This window comes from Streptomyces sp. NPDC096323 (genome assembly GCF_040302845.1).
Lineage (GTDB): Bacteria > Actinomycetota > Actinomycetes > Streptomycetales > Streptomycetaceae > Streptomyces.
Map to the genome: position 1 here is coordinate 60,445 of NZ_JBEOSI010000002.1, position 16,517 is coordinate 76,961.

A 16,517-nucleotide genomic window follows, 5' to 3' on the forward strand; every position below is an offset into this window, starting at 1 on the left:
GACATCCCTTATCTCTCGCCCGGCAGCCCGAGCCGCTCCCGCTCGGCGTGGTAGAGCCGCCTGTGCACCTCTTCCGGTACGGGGTCGGCGGACAGTTCGTCGAGGGCCTCACGGGAACCGGCGGAAACGGGGACGTGCATCTGCGCGAGCTCCGCGGCCACCTGCGCGAACAGCGCGTCGTCGTCGAACGTGATGTCGTAAAGGCAGGCTTCGGCGAAGGTACGCCCGCCCAGTTGCCAGTACGTCGACTCCGAGTCGACCTTGACGACCGGAGGCGGGTTGCGGTCCACGCGCTGCTCCGGGTGCAGCCAGTACCCGTAGAAGCTGCTGTCCTCGTCCTGGGCCACGGCCATCAGATACGTGGCCATCTGTGCGGACGCCGCACAGTTGGCCATGATGTCCCGATCGGCGCGGTCCTTCTCGGTGAGGTAGCTGAAGTCGGTCAGCGGGTGGGGTGCACCGGGCTCCAGGATCGTGATGCCGAACTGCTCGAAGGGGTGCCCGCGTCCCTCCCACTGCGCTGTCGCCAGGAGCCGTACGTCCTCCGGCACGGGACGTCCGCCCAGCCGCAGCCGGGAGAACTCCCTCAACCGCTCCTCACACACAGATGAATCCTCTCGCTGCCCGGCGATGACACCGCAAGGGTAGGAGGTGCCTGTGGGCGGGCGGCTGGTGAGTCTCGGGGTCACGCGAAAGGCCACCCGCCGCCCACCCCCATCCGGACACCGCCGATCCCCGATGTCCTCAACGGCTTCCTGACTGCTTCAACCGTTGGCGGATGCGTTGGCGTGCCCAGAGCACCGCGACCGTGGGCACCATCGCGGGGCGTTCATCGCGGCCGGAGGCTCAGGGACCGGCCACGTCTGTGGGCGCGGTCCAGCCGGTGGCTCGGATCCACTCGGCCAGGTCCAGGGTGGCCGGTTCGATCGAGCGCACCACCGCGAGGTCCGAAGGGGATTGCACCGCCTTCGCGAACTCGCGGAACATCGCCTTGTCGAGGTCGGTGGGAAGCACGCTCAACGGGAGGACCTCGTGCCGTGCGGGGAGCCCGGCGCGCACGCCGAACGCCGCGGCGATCTGGGGGCCCGTCAGCTCGTCGCCGACGAGCTCGACGGCTCCGCCGGGCGCCTGCGCGGTGTCGAGCAGGAGCGCGGCGGCAACCCGGCCGATGTCCCTGACCGAGATCATCTTCAGGGCGACGTCCTCCGGCAGCGGCAGCCTCAGCACGATCTCCCCATGCTCCAGGCTCGGTGCCATGACGCTCGCGAAGTTCTCCATGAAGGCGGTCGCGCGAACCATCGTGGCCCTCAGGCCGGACTTCCTCAGGTGCTCCTCGATCCAGTGCTTCGAGTCGTGGTGCGGCACACCCGACTCCCGGTCCGCTCCGAAGACCGAGTTGAACACGACGTGCGGGACACCCGCCTCGACCGCCGCGTCGACGAGCGCGGTACCGATGCGGATCTCCGCCTCGACCTCTTCGAGGCTGTTCGCCTCCGGGGTCATGAAGTAGAACCCCTCGACCGTCGCCAGCGCGGCGGCCGTCGACGCCGGGTCGTCGGCCCGGATGGCGGCCAGCTCGACGCCGCGGGCGGCCAGCGTCTGAGCCCGGTCGGACTGCGGGTTGCGGACCAGAGCCCGCACACGCGCCTTGTGGTCCAGCAGCGCGTCGACCACCGCCCCGCCCTGTCGTCCCGTCGCGCCGAAGACCGCGATCGTGCCGGTCGTCTGTGTGCTCATCGCTGTCACCCTTCAGTAGTTCATGCCGTGAACAAAACTAGTTCACGGCATGAACTACGTCAAGGTATGGGTGTAGCGGGACCCCACGACCTCACGGTGTGATGGGCTGGTTCTAGGTGGGCGAAGAGAGGTCCGAGGTGTCCACGATGGCGGTGGCCACGCGCTCGAAGTCGCGCTGGTCGTCGGTGTCGAGGTTCCTCGCGATCTCGGGCAGGCGCTTGGTGATCTCGGCGTAAACGGCCTCGCCGAGCACCTTTCCCGCGGGCGTCGCAGTGAGCATGACAACCCGTCGGTCCTGCGCCGAGCTTGCCCGGCCGACCAGCTCGCGCCGCGCGGTGCGATCGACCAGCTGGCTCAACGCGTTCTTGGTCATGCCCAACGACGCGGCGAGGTCAGCCATCTGCCGCGGCTCGTTCCTGACTGCGCAGAGCAGCGTGGCCTGCGAGGGTGTCAGGTCGAACTCGGTGCAGATCTGCGCGTACTTGCGTTGAATCACAACCGAGAGCCAGAAGAGCTTGTCGCCATAGTCCACGCCGGCCTCCCACGTCCGATCGGCCTACTCGTCGCGGGCCGGCAGACCACGCCACTCGCCAGGAGATGCACACCTCTGCGAGACGGGCCTGGCAGTCCTACCGGACCACTGTAATCGTCTTACCCTGTCCCTTCACCCGCAGGTGGCGCCTCTGCCGGCGCGCGACCGGCAGCGACGCGTCCGCGTGTGCGGGTGCGATGGCGTCGCCGTCGAAGGGCCGGCGGCCTACTCGCGGTCAGTGCAGAGGTCGGCAATCAGGGCCCCGCTGGCCCACTCCTCCCAGGCATCGGGGGACCAGCCCCGGTCGCGGACGAAGATCAGGTACAGCTCCGGGCTGAGGAGCCCGTACAGCAGGTCGGCCGCGCGGGTGGTGTCGACGTCGGGGCGGGCGTCGGGCTTGGAGGTCAGTGCCTTCGCTGCGGCGTGCTGGACGGTGTAGCGCGGGTCGGGGCCGGCGGGCCACTGCGCGGCGATCTCCGGGTCCGTGGCTGCGGCAGCCGCGATCAACGGCATGATCGGGGCGACACGGCCGAGGATGTCGCCGACACCCCGTACATGGGCGCGCAGTTGCCCGGCTGCGGTGGGTTCGGCGCACGCGGCGCGGAACCAGTCGCGGTCCATCGTGGCGACGGGTTCGACGTCGCCCGCGATGGACGTGTCGACGACGTCCTTGAACAGCGCGCGCTTGTTGCGGAACACGAAGTACACGGTCTGGACGGCCACACCCGCGCGATCCGCAACCTCCTGAAGGCTTGTCGCGCCGTACCCCTGTGCGACGAACAGCTCCCGCGCCGCCGCGACGATCTTCTCGCGGGTGCGCCGCGAGCGTTGGGCTTGCTTGTTCGGGCGCTTGACGTTCTGTCCGTCGGATCCCTTGACCGCATCCATGTCGGGAGTCTATCTCTAGAGTCAGACATTAGAGATGAACTCTAATTTCTTGGAGGGGTAGCGATGAGTGAAGCTCGCACGGCTGCGGAGCTCGACCAAGAGGCGTTAGTGCGCGGGGCGTTGGAAGACTTCTACCGGGACGGCAAGCCGCCGTGGGACAGCGGCATCACGCCGCCCGAGCTGGTGGCCCTGATCGAGGGGCCCGGCGCGCTGACGCCGGGCCGGGTGCTCGAACTCGGCTGCGGCACCGGCACCAACGCGGTGTACCTCGCCCGGCACGGCTGGCGGGTGACGGCCGTCGACCTGGTCGACCGCGCGGTCCGGCAGGCGAGGAAGAAGGCCGACGCGGCGGGAGCGGACGTCACGGTGCTGTGCGGGGACGCCACCCGACTCGACGAGGTGGGCGTGCCCGGCCCGTACGACCTGTTCTTCGACCTGAGCTGCTACTGCGGGATTCCACCGCACCGCCGCGACGCCTACGCCGCCGGACTCACCGAGCGCGCCGCCCCCGGTGCGCGACTGCTGATGTTCGGGTACGGGCCCGGGGCGTTCGACGACACGTGGTCCGGCACCACTGCGGACGAAATCACCGCCAGGTTCGCCGGGTGGCAGCTGGTCGACGTGACACCCGGCACGAACCCGGTCCCGACGTTCTGGTTCACACTGCGCCGCGCCGCCGCCGCGGCATGATCGCACCGGGCGGCTTAGGGCCGTGGATGTCGCGCGCGGCGAAACACCCACGCCGATGACGGCCTTGAGAAGGCGGGCCGCCCGTGGTTCGACGGCCGGGAGCCGAAGTTGAGATCGATGTGGGCGCGACAGTGGCGGTTGAGAGGGCCCGTGAGCGCCTACATCGATCTCAAACTTGGAGCACGCAGAACGGTGCGGCAGGCAATTCGTGCGGACGTGCTGGTCGCGATCCTCAACGCTCGCCGTCCGGGCCCCACCCAGCGCGATGGATCTCCCGGCGAGCCAGTTCGGCGGGACCCCGCCCAGCGGTCTACTTGTCCGCCGGAACTCGAGCGAAGCCCTGGGCCCACTCGTCCTCGTCGAGTTCGTAGGCGTCGAAGGAGAAGCACTCCGGTTCATCACGGAAGCCCGGGAGCAGTCGCGCCTGGCGCATACGCTCTTCGACCCGCTCGAGGGTCGAGTAGATGCCGAGTAGCTTCACGTCGTCGCCGTCCGCCTCGTCGCAGAACACGCCGCTCTCATCGACGTGCACGGTCGAGCCGTTGTCGCCGGCTTCGTTCTGGTGGCCGACGTGCCACAGCGGATACACGATCACGGACGGGAAGGTACCAGCAGGCGAGTTCGGGCGGCGTGCGACGTTCGGCACCCTTCACCCCCTGGGAGGTTACGAGACCTTACGAACGAACAGCGACCGGGCATCACGCGACTTCGACGACGCCTTGTTCGCGGGGATCGCGACTCCCCATTCACCTCTGACGTTGGGGTGGGCGGCGACCTGCACACCGTCGATAGGCGCCTGATGCCGCACACTCCGAGCGGCGACGAGGGCTGTGGGAGTCTGGGGCATGCCCCATTTGCGTTTCTTCTTTGAGTACGGTGTCGATACGCCGCTGTGGCCCGACAGCATGGACAGTCCGTACGGCTATCCCTGCGACCTCGAGCTCCTGCCGGTAACCCCCGCGACGCGGGCCGAACTGGCGAGACTTGCCGATGGGTACCAGTCCTCTCTCAACCAGGAGTACCCGCCGGGCCCGACTCCCTGGCCGCGGCTCCAGCAAGAACTGTTCAACGAGCAGGCGATCAGTGTGCTGCAGACCCTGCGCCACGAACTCGGTGACACCTGGACGGTTCACGACGAGTTCCATCGGTTCTGACTCCGGCCCTGACGGCCAAGGGGACGTTGTTGCCGTGGCCGATGTGACCGAGCAAGTCGAGCGGTTCCGTGGATCCGTCGTGATTCAGCCGGTTGGCGAGCGTCGCACACGGACTGAGTAAGTCCTCTCCGGCTCACCAGCGCGGGCCTCCGCCCTCCTGGCCGAGGACGAGAACACGACCGACGATGCATGGGTGCGATCGAGTGACGCGCCTGCCTCACCGCATCCCCATACCGTCCGCAGCGCGCTTGACCGCGTAGCAGCACAGGCGCGTGCCGAAGAGGTCCAGGGCGTCGTCCGGGTCCGTGGCGTAGTGGTCGGCGACCTCCGCCCATTGGTCCCAGCCGTAGAGGCGGGCGTGGCGGCGGTCGCCGTCGGTGCGCTGCGGTTCGTGGGGCTCCGTTGCCGTGGCGCGTTGCTGGAGCCATGCCTGCCAGGCGGGATTGCCGGTGGGCCCGGCGGTGTGGGGGTGGGCGTCGGACTGCGGGGTGTCGTACGGGACGGCGGCGGTCCGGTTACGGAGTTGCGCGGTGATGTACGCGGCGGGCCGCGCGGGGCGCCAGGCGAGCCACCAGGAGGTCAGCTCCGCGGCGATGTCGTGGGCGTCGAGCCCCTGGTCAATCAACGGCCGCAGTGCGTACGCGAGTCGGCGCAGCCCTTCGCGCTGGGTCCAAGGGACGCGTGGCCGGACGTGAGCGGCGATCCGGATGTCGGTGGCGACCTGGAGCGGGCTTCGCCGTGTCGGGTTTGCGGGGCGGGAGGTGGTCCGGGGCCTCGCGCGCGTACGCGAGGTATCTGTAAACCTTCCCTCTTCCTCAGCTGTACGTGTGCGGGGGCGGGCGCCAAGAGATTGGGGCTCACGCCCCCGGCGAACCGGCCAGTCCGCCACCGAGGTGTTCCGAGCCGGCCCCGGCACCCCGACCACCCGGGCCGCGAACCCCTGGCCTTCGACCCGGTGACCGTGCGCCCGGTCATAGACGTACGGAATGGTGGCGGCGTAGATCGTCGCCGTGCCCGCGTACGGACGCCCGGGAAGCCGCAGATTGCGCCGCGACCCGTGCCGCACCCAGACCAGCGCCCCCAACTCCCGCAGATACCCGACGTGACGCTTCACCGTCGCCCTGGACAGCCCGCAGCGCGCGGCCGTCCCGTCGAGGTCGTACAGCACGGTCCCCGCGATGTAATCCATCCGCCGGGCAAGGTCCCGCGCGACGCATAACGTCGCCTCCCCAGCCCTCGGATGCAGCCCGGCCTCCACGACCAGCCACTCCACCGCACGCAGCCACGCGCGGGGCTGCGCATGCCGGGCGGCGGTCGCGGACACCTCCTGAAGAGGGCCAGGGACGGGCTGCCAATCCGGATTCGGGCATGGCTGAGAGACGCGGCGCGGAGCCGCGTCGAGTACACGACGCATCACGGTCCAGGGTGGGGAGGGGGTCGGGCCACGGCAGGAGTGCCGGGCGCCACGACGGGGATGCGGCTAGAGGCCGGTGGGCGGGCGGCTCGTCGTGGGGCCTAGGTGGGGCGCCCTACTCCAGGCGCGTAGGCGAGCTACGGCCCGACCGGTTCGCCGGTCGGGCCGTACGACCGAGCGCTGCGCCCTCGACGACTCACGCCACCCCTTGCGCCTCAGACTCAACCTCGAAGAGGAACTGCGCACGGTCGAGCGCCTCGTCAGCGTCGCAGCCGTGCGCCCTCAGCCAGAGCAGAAGGTCCGCGATCAAGCCAGTGGCTGCTTCCGCGGCCTCCTTCACGCTCATGGGCCGCTGCGATGACTCCCGGCGTCCCGCCAACCCGCAGAGCCCCAGGATTGCTTCCGCCTTGGCTACCTGCTCATCAGCGACATGACCGTCGGCCGATTGCAACCCCGTGGCGAGCTCACACCATGTCGTCTTGGAAGCGCCGCGCACGATCACTCCCCACCGGGCAGCAACCCCCTCCACCAGTTGCATACCCCGCCCCCGCTCGTCGAGGTCGGCCGCTCTGACAAGCGTGGGAAGTCGCTCGCCGTCGGAGTCGCTCACCTCAATACGCAGACACCCCCCGCTCATGCTTACCGCCAGGCAGGCCGAAGTCCCCGCACCCACGTGCTTGATCACGTTGCTCGTGAGCTCAGTTACGCAGACCTGAGCCGCGTTGGCCATCGACGAGAGCCCCCAGAGCTCAAGGTGAAGGCGCACCACCCGGCGAAGGCTGGCGAGCTCCTCCGCCTCAGCCGAGAACGGGAGTTCCCACCTCTTACGCTCGACACCAAAGCGACACCCACTCATATCGGCACCCTTCGCGCTGACCGACGGTCACCCACTGCGCCCGTCCCACTTCATAAGGTGGCAGTGGAACTCTCAAAATGGAACTCTCAGCCACCCCTTTCGGGGGCGCGCTGCGGTGGCGCGCGCCCCCGGCGCACGCCGCCTTGCCTGCGAGACTCGTCCCCGTGCACCCTCTCGGAGACCGACTTGAAGGGCCGAAGACATGCCAGTTGGACCGACCACACGCAGGCGTCAGTTGGGAGCCGATCTGCGGCGACTCCGCGAGGCGCAGGGCCTCACCCTGGAGGAGGCAGGCGCTCGCGTAGGCATCTCAAAAGCCACTCTGAGTCGGTATGAGACCAAGGAAGGATCGGTCAAGTGGCCGGCCGTAGACGCCCTTTGCCGCGAGTACGGGGCCTCTGACCAGGAGCGCCAATCGCTGGTCGAGCTGGCCAAGGGAGCTCGCATCCAGGGCTGGTGGCGCTCCCTCGCTGATCCCATCCCCGAGTCCATGAATCTCATGCTCACCCTCGAAGACGAGGTGGTGAGCGAGGGGCACTACGCCTGCATGTACGTTCCCGGGTTGCTTCAGACGCGTGCGTACGCCGAGGCAGTTCACCGCGCTTCGGAGATGAGGTGCACTGACCAAGAGATCAATCACATGGTCGATATCCGGATGAAGCGCCAGGAACTTCTTTCGCGTGACGAGCCTCCGCACCTCTGGTCAGTGATCGATGAGGCTGTCGTTCGACGGATGGTCGGAGGGCCCTCGGTCATGCGTGCCCAGTTGCAGCACCTACTCACCGTCTCCACCGAGCCCAACGTCACCATCCAGATCCTGCCGTTCGCGGCAGGTGCACACGCCGCAGCCGTCGGCAGCTTCGTCATCCTTGGTGGGGCAACACCTGAACTCGACGTCGTCTACGTGGACATCATCGGCGGGGGACTCTTCATGGAGAAGCCGCAGGAACTCGAACGCTATAAGTTGGCGTTCGAGTATTTGCGCGCGCAGGCGCTGGACCTCGAGTCCTCTGCCGCGCTCCTGAACCAGGTTTGCGAGGAGCTGTGATGGATCACGAGGACGCCCGGTGGTTCAAGTCGTCATACAGCGGCGGCAGCGGCACGGAGTGCGTTGAGGCCGCCTTCACCACCGTCGGCACCCTCGTGCGTGACAGTAAGCGCCCGAGCGACGGCCATTTCCACGTCGGCACCGGCGCTTGGGTGCACTTCGTCGCATCGGTGCGCGAAGGCGAGTTGCACTGACATATAAACAGCCTCGAAGGTTCGTGACGACGGTCCACTGGATTCGCCGGCAGTCCCTCGCGAACCTTCGAGGCTAACGCGATGAAATCAGCACTGTCTGCGCATGCTCTAGATGTCAGATCCCTTATCGTCTTGTGCCAGCCATTGGATGAATTGATTCCCAAGGTCCCGAATCTCTACATCGTGGGGCCCGGGGCCATCCTCCCAGTCAACTCTTCGAAATAGACCTACCGCCTCCCATTCGCTGATCCTGTCCTCAATGTCATCACCAGAAACGGCACGCTCAAGCTCACTCCACAGAAGGCGCAAGTCCGATTGTACGAGCCTGTAACGAGGGAATTCCTCGTAAATTCGGCGATGAGTAGTCGATTTGGAATCTACTTCTACCGTACCCAGGTAGCTCTGGCAAACTTCCTTCATCACCGTATGTAGGTCAGTTGCCTGCTGGATAGACATACCCTCCACCTTAGCGATGGCCATATTTTTGTATCGAATAAAAGTTGCCATCTGGGGAATTGCCAGCGTCTTCCAAAGGGTTGGCTTCGACGCCAGTATGTCTGCCGCAACATCATTTGGTGCAACGGCTCCGTTCTTGGCCAGTTCCCTGAGGGGTAGGCTATAAACGGCCACTCGGACGTCGCGTCGAATCTCTGGCACGACGCGAAGAATTTGACTAAATAGTTCACGCTCTATTTGCCCCGGAATAACTGCGCCTTCATCGAAATGTAGTGCTACGGTTTTCAATTCTTCCTCTCCCTGATCTGCCGCAAGGTTCGAAGGTGCGCGCTGCAAGCTGGAGAACTCGTTAGCGAAATCGTCTAGAGATAGAGTGTCTGGACCTGATCCACTTGACGATTTGACGTAATCCCACATAGCGCTTTCAGGTGTCTGTGGCTGCCCAAAGAGACGGGCAGACATGAGGATCTCCGCGTCCGTGACGCCCACAATTTGGCCCAAGCCGGCGTAAATAACAGGTTGACGTGCTGCGTCTTTCAAGTCAACAACGGGGGTCCTGGTGGTTATCCAGTCCGCGTCGAATCGAATTCGCACCTTCTGTTTTCCGACCGCGCACACTAGCTGTGGAACATTTTCCCATGACACCGAGTTAGGCATGCTTGGCAGCCGGCGGGAATTGCGGGTACGCATTGGCTGTTCAAACGAGACCATTTGGCCAGGCTGTAGGTGTGCTGCGGTCCGTTCGTTAAGCTCTGTAGCTCGAGAATCCCATACGGCGAAAAGTGGATGAATCTTCTGTATGAAGAAGCCGGATGCGATCCCTTGTTCATGAAACGGACGGTCGATATCGAGATTCACCTCTTCGGCGGCCCTCAGCAGCAGGCGCGTTCCGGACATTGTGGCGACTCTTGGAAGATTTAGATAGTCGATAGACGAAAAACGCATATTCCATGACTGTCCGGATTGCCTCAAAGAGGCTGCCCGCTCTTCTTGTGCTGCTTTCATCCTGAGCAGGCCTGAAATCGTATATTCGCTCTCGCTCTTGTCCACAAGATCGTGGCATGATGGGCAAAGGAGAATGAGGTTGTCGATTGTGTTCCTTTCCTCGATCGGTAAATCTGGCATCGCGCGTGGGCCCCCATCGCTCAAGGCCCTGATATGTGCGACCTCGGCTGTAGGTGCGGGCCCTCTCTTTCCAGAATCTAGTTCGCAGCCGCATCTTTGGCACATTCCGTTTGCTCTGCGCCAGAGCTCTCTTTGTGTCGCATCTTTCGGCTTTGGGCTCCGCGGTAAACTCATATTCCTCACCTTGAACGAAATTACACCAATGCCACATTGTGTACCGATTTGGGCTTCCGTCTTTCTGGACCGCTGAAGTGCACTACCAGCCATGCATACACCATGACTGACTCGCAGACTGACGTTCCGGGATGAAATACGGTGCGGCGGGCGCCAAGAAGATCCCGCACCAAGCTTCCGAGACGCTTTGCCTGCGCAACACTTTGGGAGTGGCGTGGGTGCGCCGTGGTCGACCGGTACGAACGTCGAAACAATACATTTTTTCGCTGTCCCCTGTGCGGTCAGCCTCTAGATCAAGAAGGCATTACGGGCGGCAGTTGGCGGTATGCGGTGAGCTTGAAGAGGTCGCCCACGCCTGAGATATCTTCCGTCGGTCACGCGCAAGCCTCAGTGCATTGCGTCAGTCGCTACAGCGGCCCTCGCGGTGCAGAGGAACGTAATTGCTCAGTAGCTCGGAGCCTACCCGGCGGCAATTGCTGAGTACGTCCAGACGTCCGCTGTCATTTCGTGACGGAGCTTCCAAGTGATTGCCATAGGCTTGCTGCCCTTGTGCGTGACGTAATCGGCTGGTCCAAGCAGCATCCAGGGCTGTGGGCCGCCAATGTCCGTCTTCTTGTAGCGCCGGACGAAGAGAAGCACCTGGGTTCCCTTCTCCTTGTGTGTCTGGTAGCGAAGGCCTGTCGGGGACGTCTCTGACGTCTGGTTCTGGGACTCCCAGTGGAACTCGGACTCGTTGAGCGCGTAGTCCTTGTATCGGGTTTCGGGAGAGAAGTCTTTCTCGTCTTTTTCCAGCGTGATCAGAAGCGCATCCGTCTCGATGTTCTCGCACCACTTCACACCCTCGCGGAAGTGCCCGGGCATGAAGCCGTCCACGGTGGACTGGCCGAGTGCCGGGAGGATCTCTTCGCGGCTGTATGAGGCGTGAACTGCCAAGGGAAGGGCGGCGTGGGTGCCGATCAGGGGAAGGGGCAGGTGGTCGGCCAGGTCGAGAACGTGGGCCAGTACCTGGCGGAGCTCGTCTCGGAAGGCATCCTGGCCGCGCAGCGTGTTGAAGCCCTCCTGGTAGCTCGCGAAATCGCCGCCCAGGGGCCAGAGGGAGAAGAAGAACATGCGCGCATACGCCTGTTCCTGATCGGTGAGCTGGTCATACGTGGGGGCGTCATCGATGAGGAGTTTCGTGTACGCCGAGACGCGGGCCGGGTCGTCGACATGGAGGAACGCTGATACGCGCTTGAGGAGCACTGACTCGCCCTCGGGGGCGACCGGGTCGAGGAGCTTGGCGCGGCGGAGAAGGCCGGTCCAGGAGTTTCCGTTGCCCCGGTAGAGCTCCTTGAGTTCTCGACCGCTCTCCCGGAGGTAGTCGGCGAGCCGAGGCTCGGCGTAGGCAGCGACCTCGCGAGCGAGCTGGGTGACGTTGACACCGATCTGATTCCGGATGTTGTCGAGGATCAGCGCCTTGGCCTTGGTCTCAAGGATGATCTGGCAGCCAGACGGCAGCTGGGGGAAGTCGTCCTCGATGTGGGAGAGCAGGCGGTTTCGCGTCAGGTTGGTCAGGGCGCGGAACTGATCCTCGAACCTGAACTCCTTGCGGTGCTGGCCGATGAAGTCGAGAACGGTGAGTACAGCCTTGTTCTCGGTGCGACGCAGCCCACGACCCAGCTGCTGAAGGAACACTGTGGCGCTTGAGGTCGGTCGCAGAAGAAGCAGCGTGTCGACATCGGGAATGTCGAGTCCCTCGTTGAACAGGTCTACAGAGAAGATGACTTGTAGCGTCCCGGCGCGGAGTTCTTCCAGCGCTGCCTTGCGCTCGGGCTTGGGAGTATCGCCGGAGAGCGCGACGGCGTTCAGGCCGGCGCGTCTGAAGAACTCGGCCATGAATTGGGCGTGTGCCACCGAGACGCAGAAGCCCAGAGCCCGCATGGTCCCGGGGTCGGCGACCTTGTCCTGCACAGCCTTGACGACGAGCCTCGCCCGGGCGTCGTTACCTGTGAAGAGGTTACTCAGAGCACCCGAGTCGTAGGCTCCGCGCTTCCATGCGAGGGCGCTGAGATCGGTGTTGTCGGTGACGCCGAAGTAGTGGAACGGGCTCAGCAGCTCATTCTCAAGTGCTTCCCAGAGCCGCATCTCGGCTGCGATTCGGCCGTCAAAGAACTCATCCTGGACGTTCAGCCCGTCCATGCGCTCTGGGGTGGCGGTGAGGCCGAGCAGCTCTTGTGGGGCGAAGTGGTCCACGATTCTTCGGTACGTCGGCGAGGTGCCGTGGTGGAACTCGTCGATCACGATGACGTCGAAGTGATCTGGAGCGAGGCGTTCCAGGGCGCGCGCGTTGAGCGACTGAACGCTCGCGAAGACGTGGTTCCAGTCCTCGGGCACCTCGCCACCGAAGAAGAGCTCACCGAAGTTCGCATCGACCAGCACGTTTTGGTACACCCGCAGGGACTGCTCCAGGATCTCCTTTCGATGCGCCACGAAGAGCAGACGGAGGTCCCGGCCAAGCTTGTGTCGCAGGTGCTTGTAGTCCAGGGCTGCCATCACCGTCTTCCCCGTGCCGGTTGCTGCGACGAGGAGATTGTGATTACGCCCGTGAACGGTGCGCTCGACCTCTAGGCGTTCCAGCATGTCGCGCTGGTGAGGGTACGGACGCACCTCAAGCCCAGAGAGCGTGATGACGCTGCCCTGCTGGCCGCCCGAGCCACCGGCGAGAGAAAGCGCCTCGTCCAATCGCTGTGCGTCGCTGTCGGGGTCGTACGACTCAAAGGAGCGCTCGCTCCAGTAGGCGTCGAAGGTTGCCTCGAATTTGCGGAGGACCGACGGGGTGGCGATCGATGACAGCCGTACGTTCCACTCCAGACCATCGAGGAGCGCGGCCTTGGACAGGTTGGAGCTGCCGACGTACGCGGTGTCGAAACCACTTTCCCGGCGGAACAGCCACGCCTTCGCGTGGAGGCGAGTTGAGCGGAGCTCGTAGTTCACCTTCACTTCAGCACCGAACTCGCGAACCAGTCGGTCGAGGGCGCGACGCTCGGTTGCACCGATGTACGTCGTCGTGAGAACTCTGATGGGGACGCCGCGCTCGCGCGCCGATGTCAGCGCCTGCTCGAGAACCCGTAGACCGTGCCACTTCACGAAAGCGCAGAGCAGATCCACGCGGTCCGCCGTGGCCAGTTCCGCCCGAAGTTCAAAGCCCAAGCTCGGGTCGTCAGCCGCGTTGGTGATCAGCGCAGTATCGGACAGGGGGGTGTGCGGCCGTATTGCGTAGACGCCCGGAGCTTCCTGCTCCGCTACGGCGAGAAGCTGCCGGGGACCCTCGATGACGAGGTCGACCCACTCAGTGGCGCCCTCAATGGTGTTGAGGGATTCGAGGATGTGGTTCGCCGCAACGACCTGCTCTGCCGGTTGGAGGCCCTGAAGCACCCGGCGAACGGTGCTAGCGATGTGGCGAGACAAGACGTGAGGCGCCGACTCGACTCCCACCACGTCATCGATCGCACGCCAACCCGCGGCATCGAGCTGCTGCATTCGCTCTTCGAGCCGCTGGGTAATCAGCGTCTCGTACAGTCCGGCAACGGGCGCCGCTTCCCCTTGAGCGTGGCTGGTCATGGCCGGGTCCCCCTCGTTGCGGTACGTATGTACGCAGTTGTATCAAGGGGGACTGACGTTGAGCCCTTTTTGTGCTGATCAGGTGGCGAGTTCGAGGGCGACAACGGTGGTGATCCGGGTGGTGCTGCAGCGGAGCCGCCGCAGGAGCCGCCAGCATTTGAGAGTACGGGTGGCGGTCACCTGGAGGCGGAGTACCTCCGCCGTCGCAGTCAGGCGCATGCGGAAGTCGCGCCCCCGGGCCCATATGCGAGTTCACGATGAGTCGGCCAAGCGTGCCGAGTGTGTCTACCACGACCTCCCAATCATTTGCGCCCGGAAGGCTGTTGCCGACAGCCATACTGGGCGTTCGGCTGCGAGACCGAGGGGGATGACGATGCGGGGCAGTGTGTTGGGCGAACGCTACGAGCTCACAGAGCGCTTGGGGCGGGGAGGCATGGGGCAGGTCTGGAGCGCGCGTGACTCTCGCATGGGTCGCGACGTAGCGGTCAAGTTGGTTACGGCCATTCCGCACCTGGGCGAGCAGGAGACGTTCCTCAGGTTCCGACGGGAGGTCCGGTCGGCCGCTAGCCTGCCGGGACGGCACACGGTGTCAGCCTACGATTGCGGTGAGGCGCTGGTCGACGACGAGCGCGTGCTCTACATGGTGATGGAGCGGTTGACGGGGCGGACACTGCGCCAAGCGGTTCAGGATGCACGTCCTCACTGGCGCGTCGCCGTGCGATGGGGGCGGCAGGTGGCCGTGGCGCTCGATGCTGCACATCGGCAGCGGATCGTGCACCGAGATATCAAGCCCGACAACGTCATGTTCGCAGCCGACGGTGATCTCAAGGTTCTTGACTTCGGGATCGCGAAGTTTCTGGGCGATACCGTGCGGGTCAACGGTTTGACGGGGACCGGGGTAGCTCTGGGAAGTCTTCTCTACATGTCGCCGGAGCAGTCACGAGGCGACGGCGGAATCGATCACAGAACGGATATCTACTCACTTGGTTGCTTGCTCTATTTCATGCTCACGGGCCGGCCGCCGATTGTTGTGGAAAACGTGTTGGCACTAATCTACGCGCAGACCGCCAACCAAGCTATGCCACCCCATGCTGTGGTCGACGGAGTGCCCGTCGAGCTGAGCAGACTCGTAATGCGACTCCTTGCACCTCGGCAGGATGACCGACCGGGCTCTGCGCAGGAGGTGCTGGCCCAATTGGATGCTCTGCATGACGCCACCCCTCGTGGTGTGAGCGCCAAGACCGTCCCCGATCGGGTCACGGGAGGGGCTGAGGGGGAAGCCGCGGCCCTACTGGTGAAGGCGCAACGTGACGCGCAGATGAAGCGCGAGGAAGCGAACGCACTCTTCGAGGAGACTCGAGCGAAGGCTGCCCAGGCGGCTGCCGATTTCGAAACCAACTTGGCCAAGCGGCGAGATCAAGCCGAGCGGGACCTGGCCGAGCGTCAGCAGAAGGCGGTGACGCGTATCGCCGCAATCGAGCAGAGGGCGGAGCGGCTTCGGTCCGAAGCTGAAGGCCTGCGTGCCGATGCAGGCCTTCGCGCACAGCAGTCCATTGATGATGCGCGGCGCCGGGCTGATGACATCATTTCGGATGCGACGGCTCATGCACATGGGCTACTTGATGAAGCGACGCTGGAGGCGTTTGCTTCCCTTCGTGAAACGGCCGAAGCAGTCATGGCTGATAGTAAATTCATGCCGGTCGCAAATCTGTTGGTTCAACGTGACGACATTCTCCGTCAGTTGACGGCTCTGCTTGCTTCGCTTGCGGCCGTTCCTAGGGAAAGCCGATCATTGAAAGTGTCATTCAGTGAGCTTCCTGACAATGTCGAGGGAACTGGGTTCGCCCCAGCTTGAATCCACTTGGAAATTTGCGACCAGGGATCGGGCGGGAGATAGGTAGCCTTCTCTCCCGCTCAGCAGAAATGTCAATGGAAGGTGACTGACCCGACGCGGGGGGCGCCCGGGATTCAGTGAGCCGTTTTCAACCTGGCGGGTGGTTGGACGGGTGACCCCGGTGGTGGCATGGAGAAAGCTCCTGGTAGAGGGTTCACGACCAAGATCACCAGCCCGCCAGGAGCTTGGGCATCACGGCGTCAGACACCGCCGGACGGCCCGGTGGCCAGCTCCCGTACGTACCCCACCCCCCGCTTCCCGCTCAGGATCGGCTCCTCTCCCGTCGGGACGAAACCCGTCCGGGTCAGGACCGCGCGTGAGGCGGTGTTGGTGACGGCGGCTGCCGCGCGCAGTGTCGTCAGGGCGTAGGCCGTGGTGGAGAGGCTGAAGAGTTCGCGGACCGTTGCCGTGGCCAGGCCGCGGCCCGTGGCCTTCTCGGCCAGGCGGAAGCCCAGGTCCGCGGAGCCGTCCGCCACGTCCACCAGGTTGAACCGGCCCAGCACCTCGCCGTCCTCCGCCACCAGCACGTGGAAGTGGCAGGCGCCGGTGGCCTGTTCGGCGAGGCGTTCCGCATGGTGGGCGGCGAAGTGGGTGAAGTAGTCGTCACCGCGGTCCGGAACCGAGGCCGCGAAGAAGGCGCGGTTCTCCTGCTCGAACGCGAGGAGGGCCGGGGCATGGTCGGGGCGCAGGCGCTGGAGTTCGGGCATGGCGGCAGGGTAGGCGGGTGGGCGGTCCCGGGGCTCGGGGTTTTTCGG

15 protein-coding genes and 2 pseudogenes are annotated in these 16,517 nt (G+C 64.9%); 5 read left to right on the forward strand and 12 right to left on the reverse strand.

All coding sequences use genetic code 11. The features are described from left to right. Nucleotides 1-8: 8 nt before the first annotated feature. The 4 genes from ABTX18_RS04300 to ABTX18_RS04315 all read right to left on the reverse strand — a co-directional run bounded on the left by ABTX18_RS04300 (nt 9) and on the right by ABTX18_RS04315 (nt 3,157). Nucleotides 9-590, reverse strand: coding sequence for a hypothetical protein (locus ABTX18_RS04300; protein ID WP_352121225.1), 582 nt, complete (start codon nt 588-590; stop codon nt 9-11). 256 nt (nt 591-846) lie between these two features. Continuing rightward, a complete protein-coding gene (locus ABTX18_RS04305; RefSeq protein WP_352121226.1) occupies nt 847-1,737 on the reverse strand; it encodes an NmrA family NAD(P)-binding protein in 891 nt (296 codons plus the stop codon). 112 nt (nt 1,738-1,849) lie between these two features. After that, the gene (locus ABTX18_RS04310) at nt 1,850-2,269 is read right to left on the reverse strand and encodes a MarR family winged helix-turn-helix transcriptional regulator (RefSeq protein WP_352121227.1); all 420 of its coding nucleotides are present in this window, start codon (nt 2,267-2,269) and stop codon (nt 1,850-1,852) included. A 225-nt stretch (nt 2,270-2,494) separates the two neighbouring features. Beyond that, the gene (locus ABTX18_RS04315) at nt 2,495-3,157 is read right to left on the reverse strand and encodes a TetR/AcrR family transcriptional regulator (protein ID WP_352121228.1); all 663 of its coding nucleotides are present in this window, start codon (nt 3,155-3,157) and stop codon (nt 2,495-2,497) included. A 63-nt stretch (nt 3,158-3,220) separates the two neighbouring features. Between ABTX18_RS04315 and ABTX18_RS04320 the strand changes: the two genes are divergently transcribed. Next, nucleotides 3,221-3,847, forward strand: coding sequence for a class I SAM-dependent methyltransferase (locus ABTX18_RS04320; RefSeq protein ID WP_352121229.1), 627 nt, complete (start codon nt 3,221-3,223; stop codon nt 3,845-3,847). Between the two features lie 310 nt (nt 3,848-4,157). On the opposite strand, the gene ABTX18_RS04325 is transcribed toward ABTX18_RS04320, so the two are convergent. Continuing rightward, complete coding sequence (locus ABTX18_RS04325; RefSeq protein ID WP_352121230.1) at nt 4,158-4,442, reverse strand: DUF7336 domain-containing protein; 285 nt, start codon at nt 4,440-4,442, stop codon at nt 4,158-4,160. 250 nt (nt 4,443-4,692) lie between these two features. On the opposite strand from ABTX18_RS04325, the gene ABTX18_RS04330 reads away from it, so the two are divergent. Continuing rightward, a complete protein-coding gene (locus ABTX18_RS04330; RefSeq protein WP_352121231.1) occupies nt 4,693-5,001 on the forward strand; it encodes an immunity protein CdiI family protein in 309 nt (102 codons plus the stop codon). 217 nt (nt 5,002-5,218) lie between these two features. Here the strand turns inward: ABTX18_RS04330 and ABTX18_RS04335 are convergent, their stop codons facing one another. Then, nucleotides 5,219-6,190, reverse strand: coding sequence for a hypothetical protein (locus tag ABTX18_RS04335; protein WP_352121232.1), 972 nt, complete (start codon nt 6,188-6,190; stop codon nt 5,219-5,221). A 421-nt stretch (nt 6,191-6,611) separates the two neighbouring features. Beyond that, on the reverse strand, nt 6,612-7,271 hold the full coding sequence (locus ABTX18_RS04340) for an ATP-binding protein (protein WP_352121233.1): 660 nt from the start codon (nt 7,269-7,271) through the stop codon (nt 6,612-6,614). A gap of 202 nt (nt 7,272-7,473) precedes the next feature. Here ABTX18_RS04340 and ABTX18_RS04345 point away from each other — a divergent pair, with 202 nt between their 5' ends. Together ABTX18_RS04345 and ABTX18_RS04350 are read left to right on the forward strand one after the other, a co-directional pair. Further along, complete coding sequence (locus ABTX18_RS04345; protein ID WP_352121234.1) at nt 7,474-8,319, forward strand: helix-turn-helix domain-containing protein; 846 nt, start codon at nt 7,474-7,476, stop codon at nt 8,317-8,319. Beyond that, the gene (locus ABTX18_RS04350) at nt 8,319-8,513 is read left to right on the forward strand and encodes a DUF397 domain-containing protein (protein ID WP_352121235.1); all 195 of its coding nucleotides are present in this window, start codon (nt 8,319-8,321) and stop codon (nt 8,511-8,513) included. The genes ABTX18_RS04345 and ABTX18_RS04350 overlap by 1 nt, the downstream gene beginning before the upstream one ends. 108 nt (nt 8,514-8,621) lie before the next feature. Here ABTX18_RS04350 and ABTX18_RS04355 read toward each other — a convergent pair whose 3' ends face one another. From ABTX18_RS04355 to ABTX18_RS04370, 4 genes and pseudogenes are all read right to left on the reverse strand, one after another. Continuing rightward, a complete protein-coding gene (locus ABTX18_RS04355) occupies nt 8,622-10,019 on the reverse strand; it encodes a hypothetical protein (protein ID WP_352121872.1) in 1,398 nt (465 codons plus the stop codon). A gap of 3 nt (nt 10,020-10,022) precedes the next feature. Continuing rightward, a pseudogene (locus ABTX18_RS04360) lies at nt 10,023-10,361 on the reverse strand (HNH endonuclease); the annotation flags it as partial. A gap of 366 nt (nt 10,362-10,727) precedes the next feature. Then, a complete protein-coding gene (locus tag ABTX18_RS04365) occupies nt 10,728-13,868 on the reverse strand; it encodes a DEAD/DEAH box helicase (protein ID WP_352121236.1) in 3,141 nt (1,046 codons plus the stop codon). Between the two features lie 78 nt (nt 13,869-13,946). Next, nucleotides 13,947-14,042, reverse strand: a pseudogene (locus tag ABTX18_RS04370) (IS5/IS1182 family transposase); the annotation flags it as partial. A gap of 199 nt (nt 14,043-14,241) precedes the next feature. Here ABTX18_RS04370 and ABTX18_RS04375 point away from each other — a divergent pair. Next, a complete protein-coding gene (locus ABTX18_RS04375; RefSeq protein ID WP_352121840.1) occupies nt 14,242-15,723 on the forward strand; it encodes a serine/threonine-protein kinase in 1,482 nt (493 codons plus the stop codon). A 239-nt stretch (nt 15,724-15,962) separates the two neighbouring features. On the opposite strand, the gene ABTX18_RS04380 is transcribed toward ABTX18_RS04375, so the two are convergent. Further along, a complete protein-coding gene (locus ABTX18_RS04380) occupies nt 15,963-16,469 on the reverse strand; it encodes a GNAT family N-acetyltransferase (RefSeq protein ID WP_352121237.1) in 507 nt (168 codons plus the stop codon). Nucleotides 16,470-16,517: the final 48 nt, after the last annotated feature.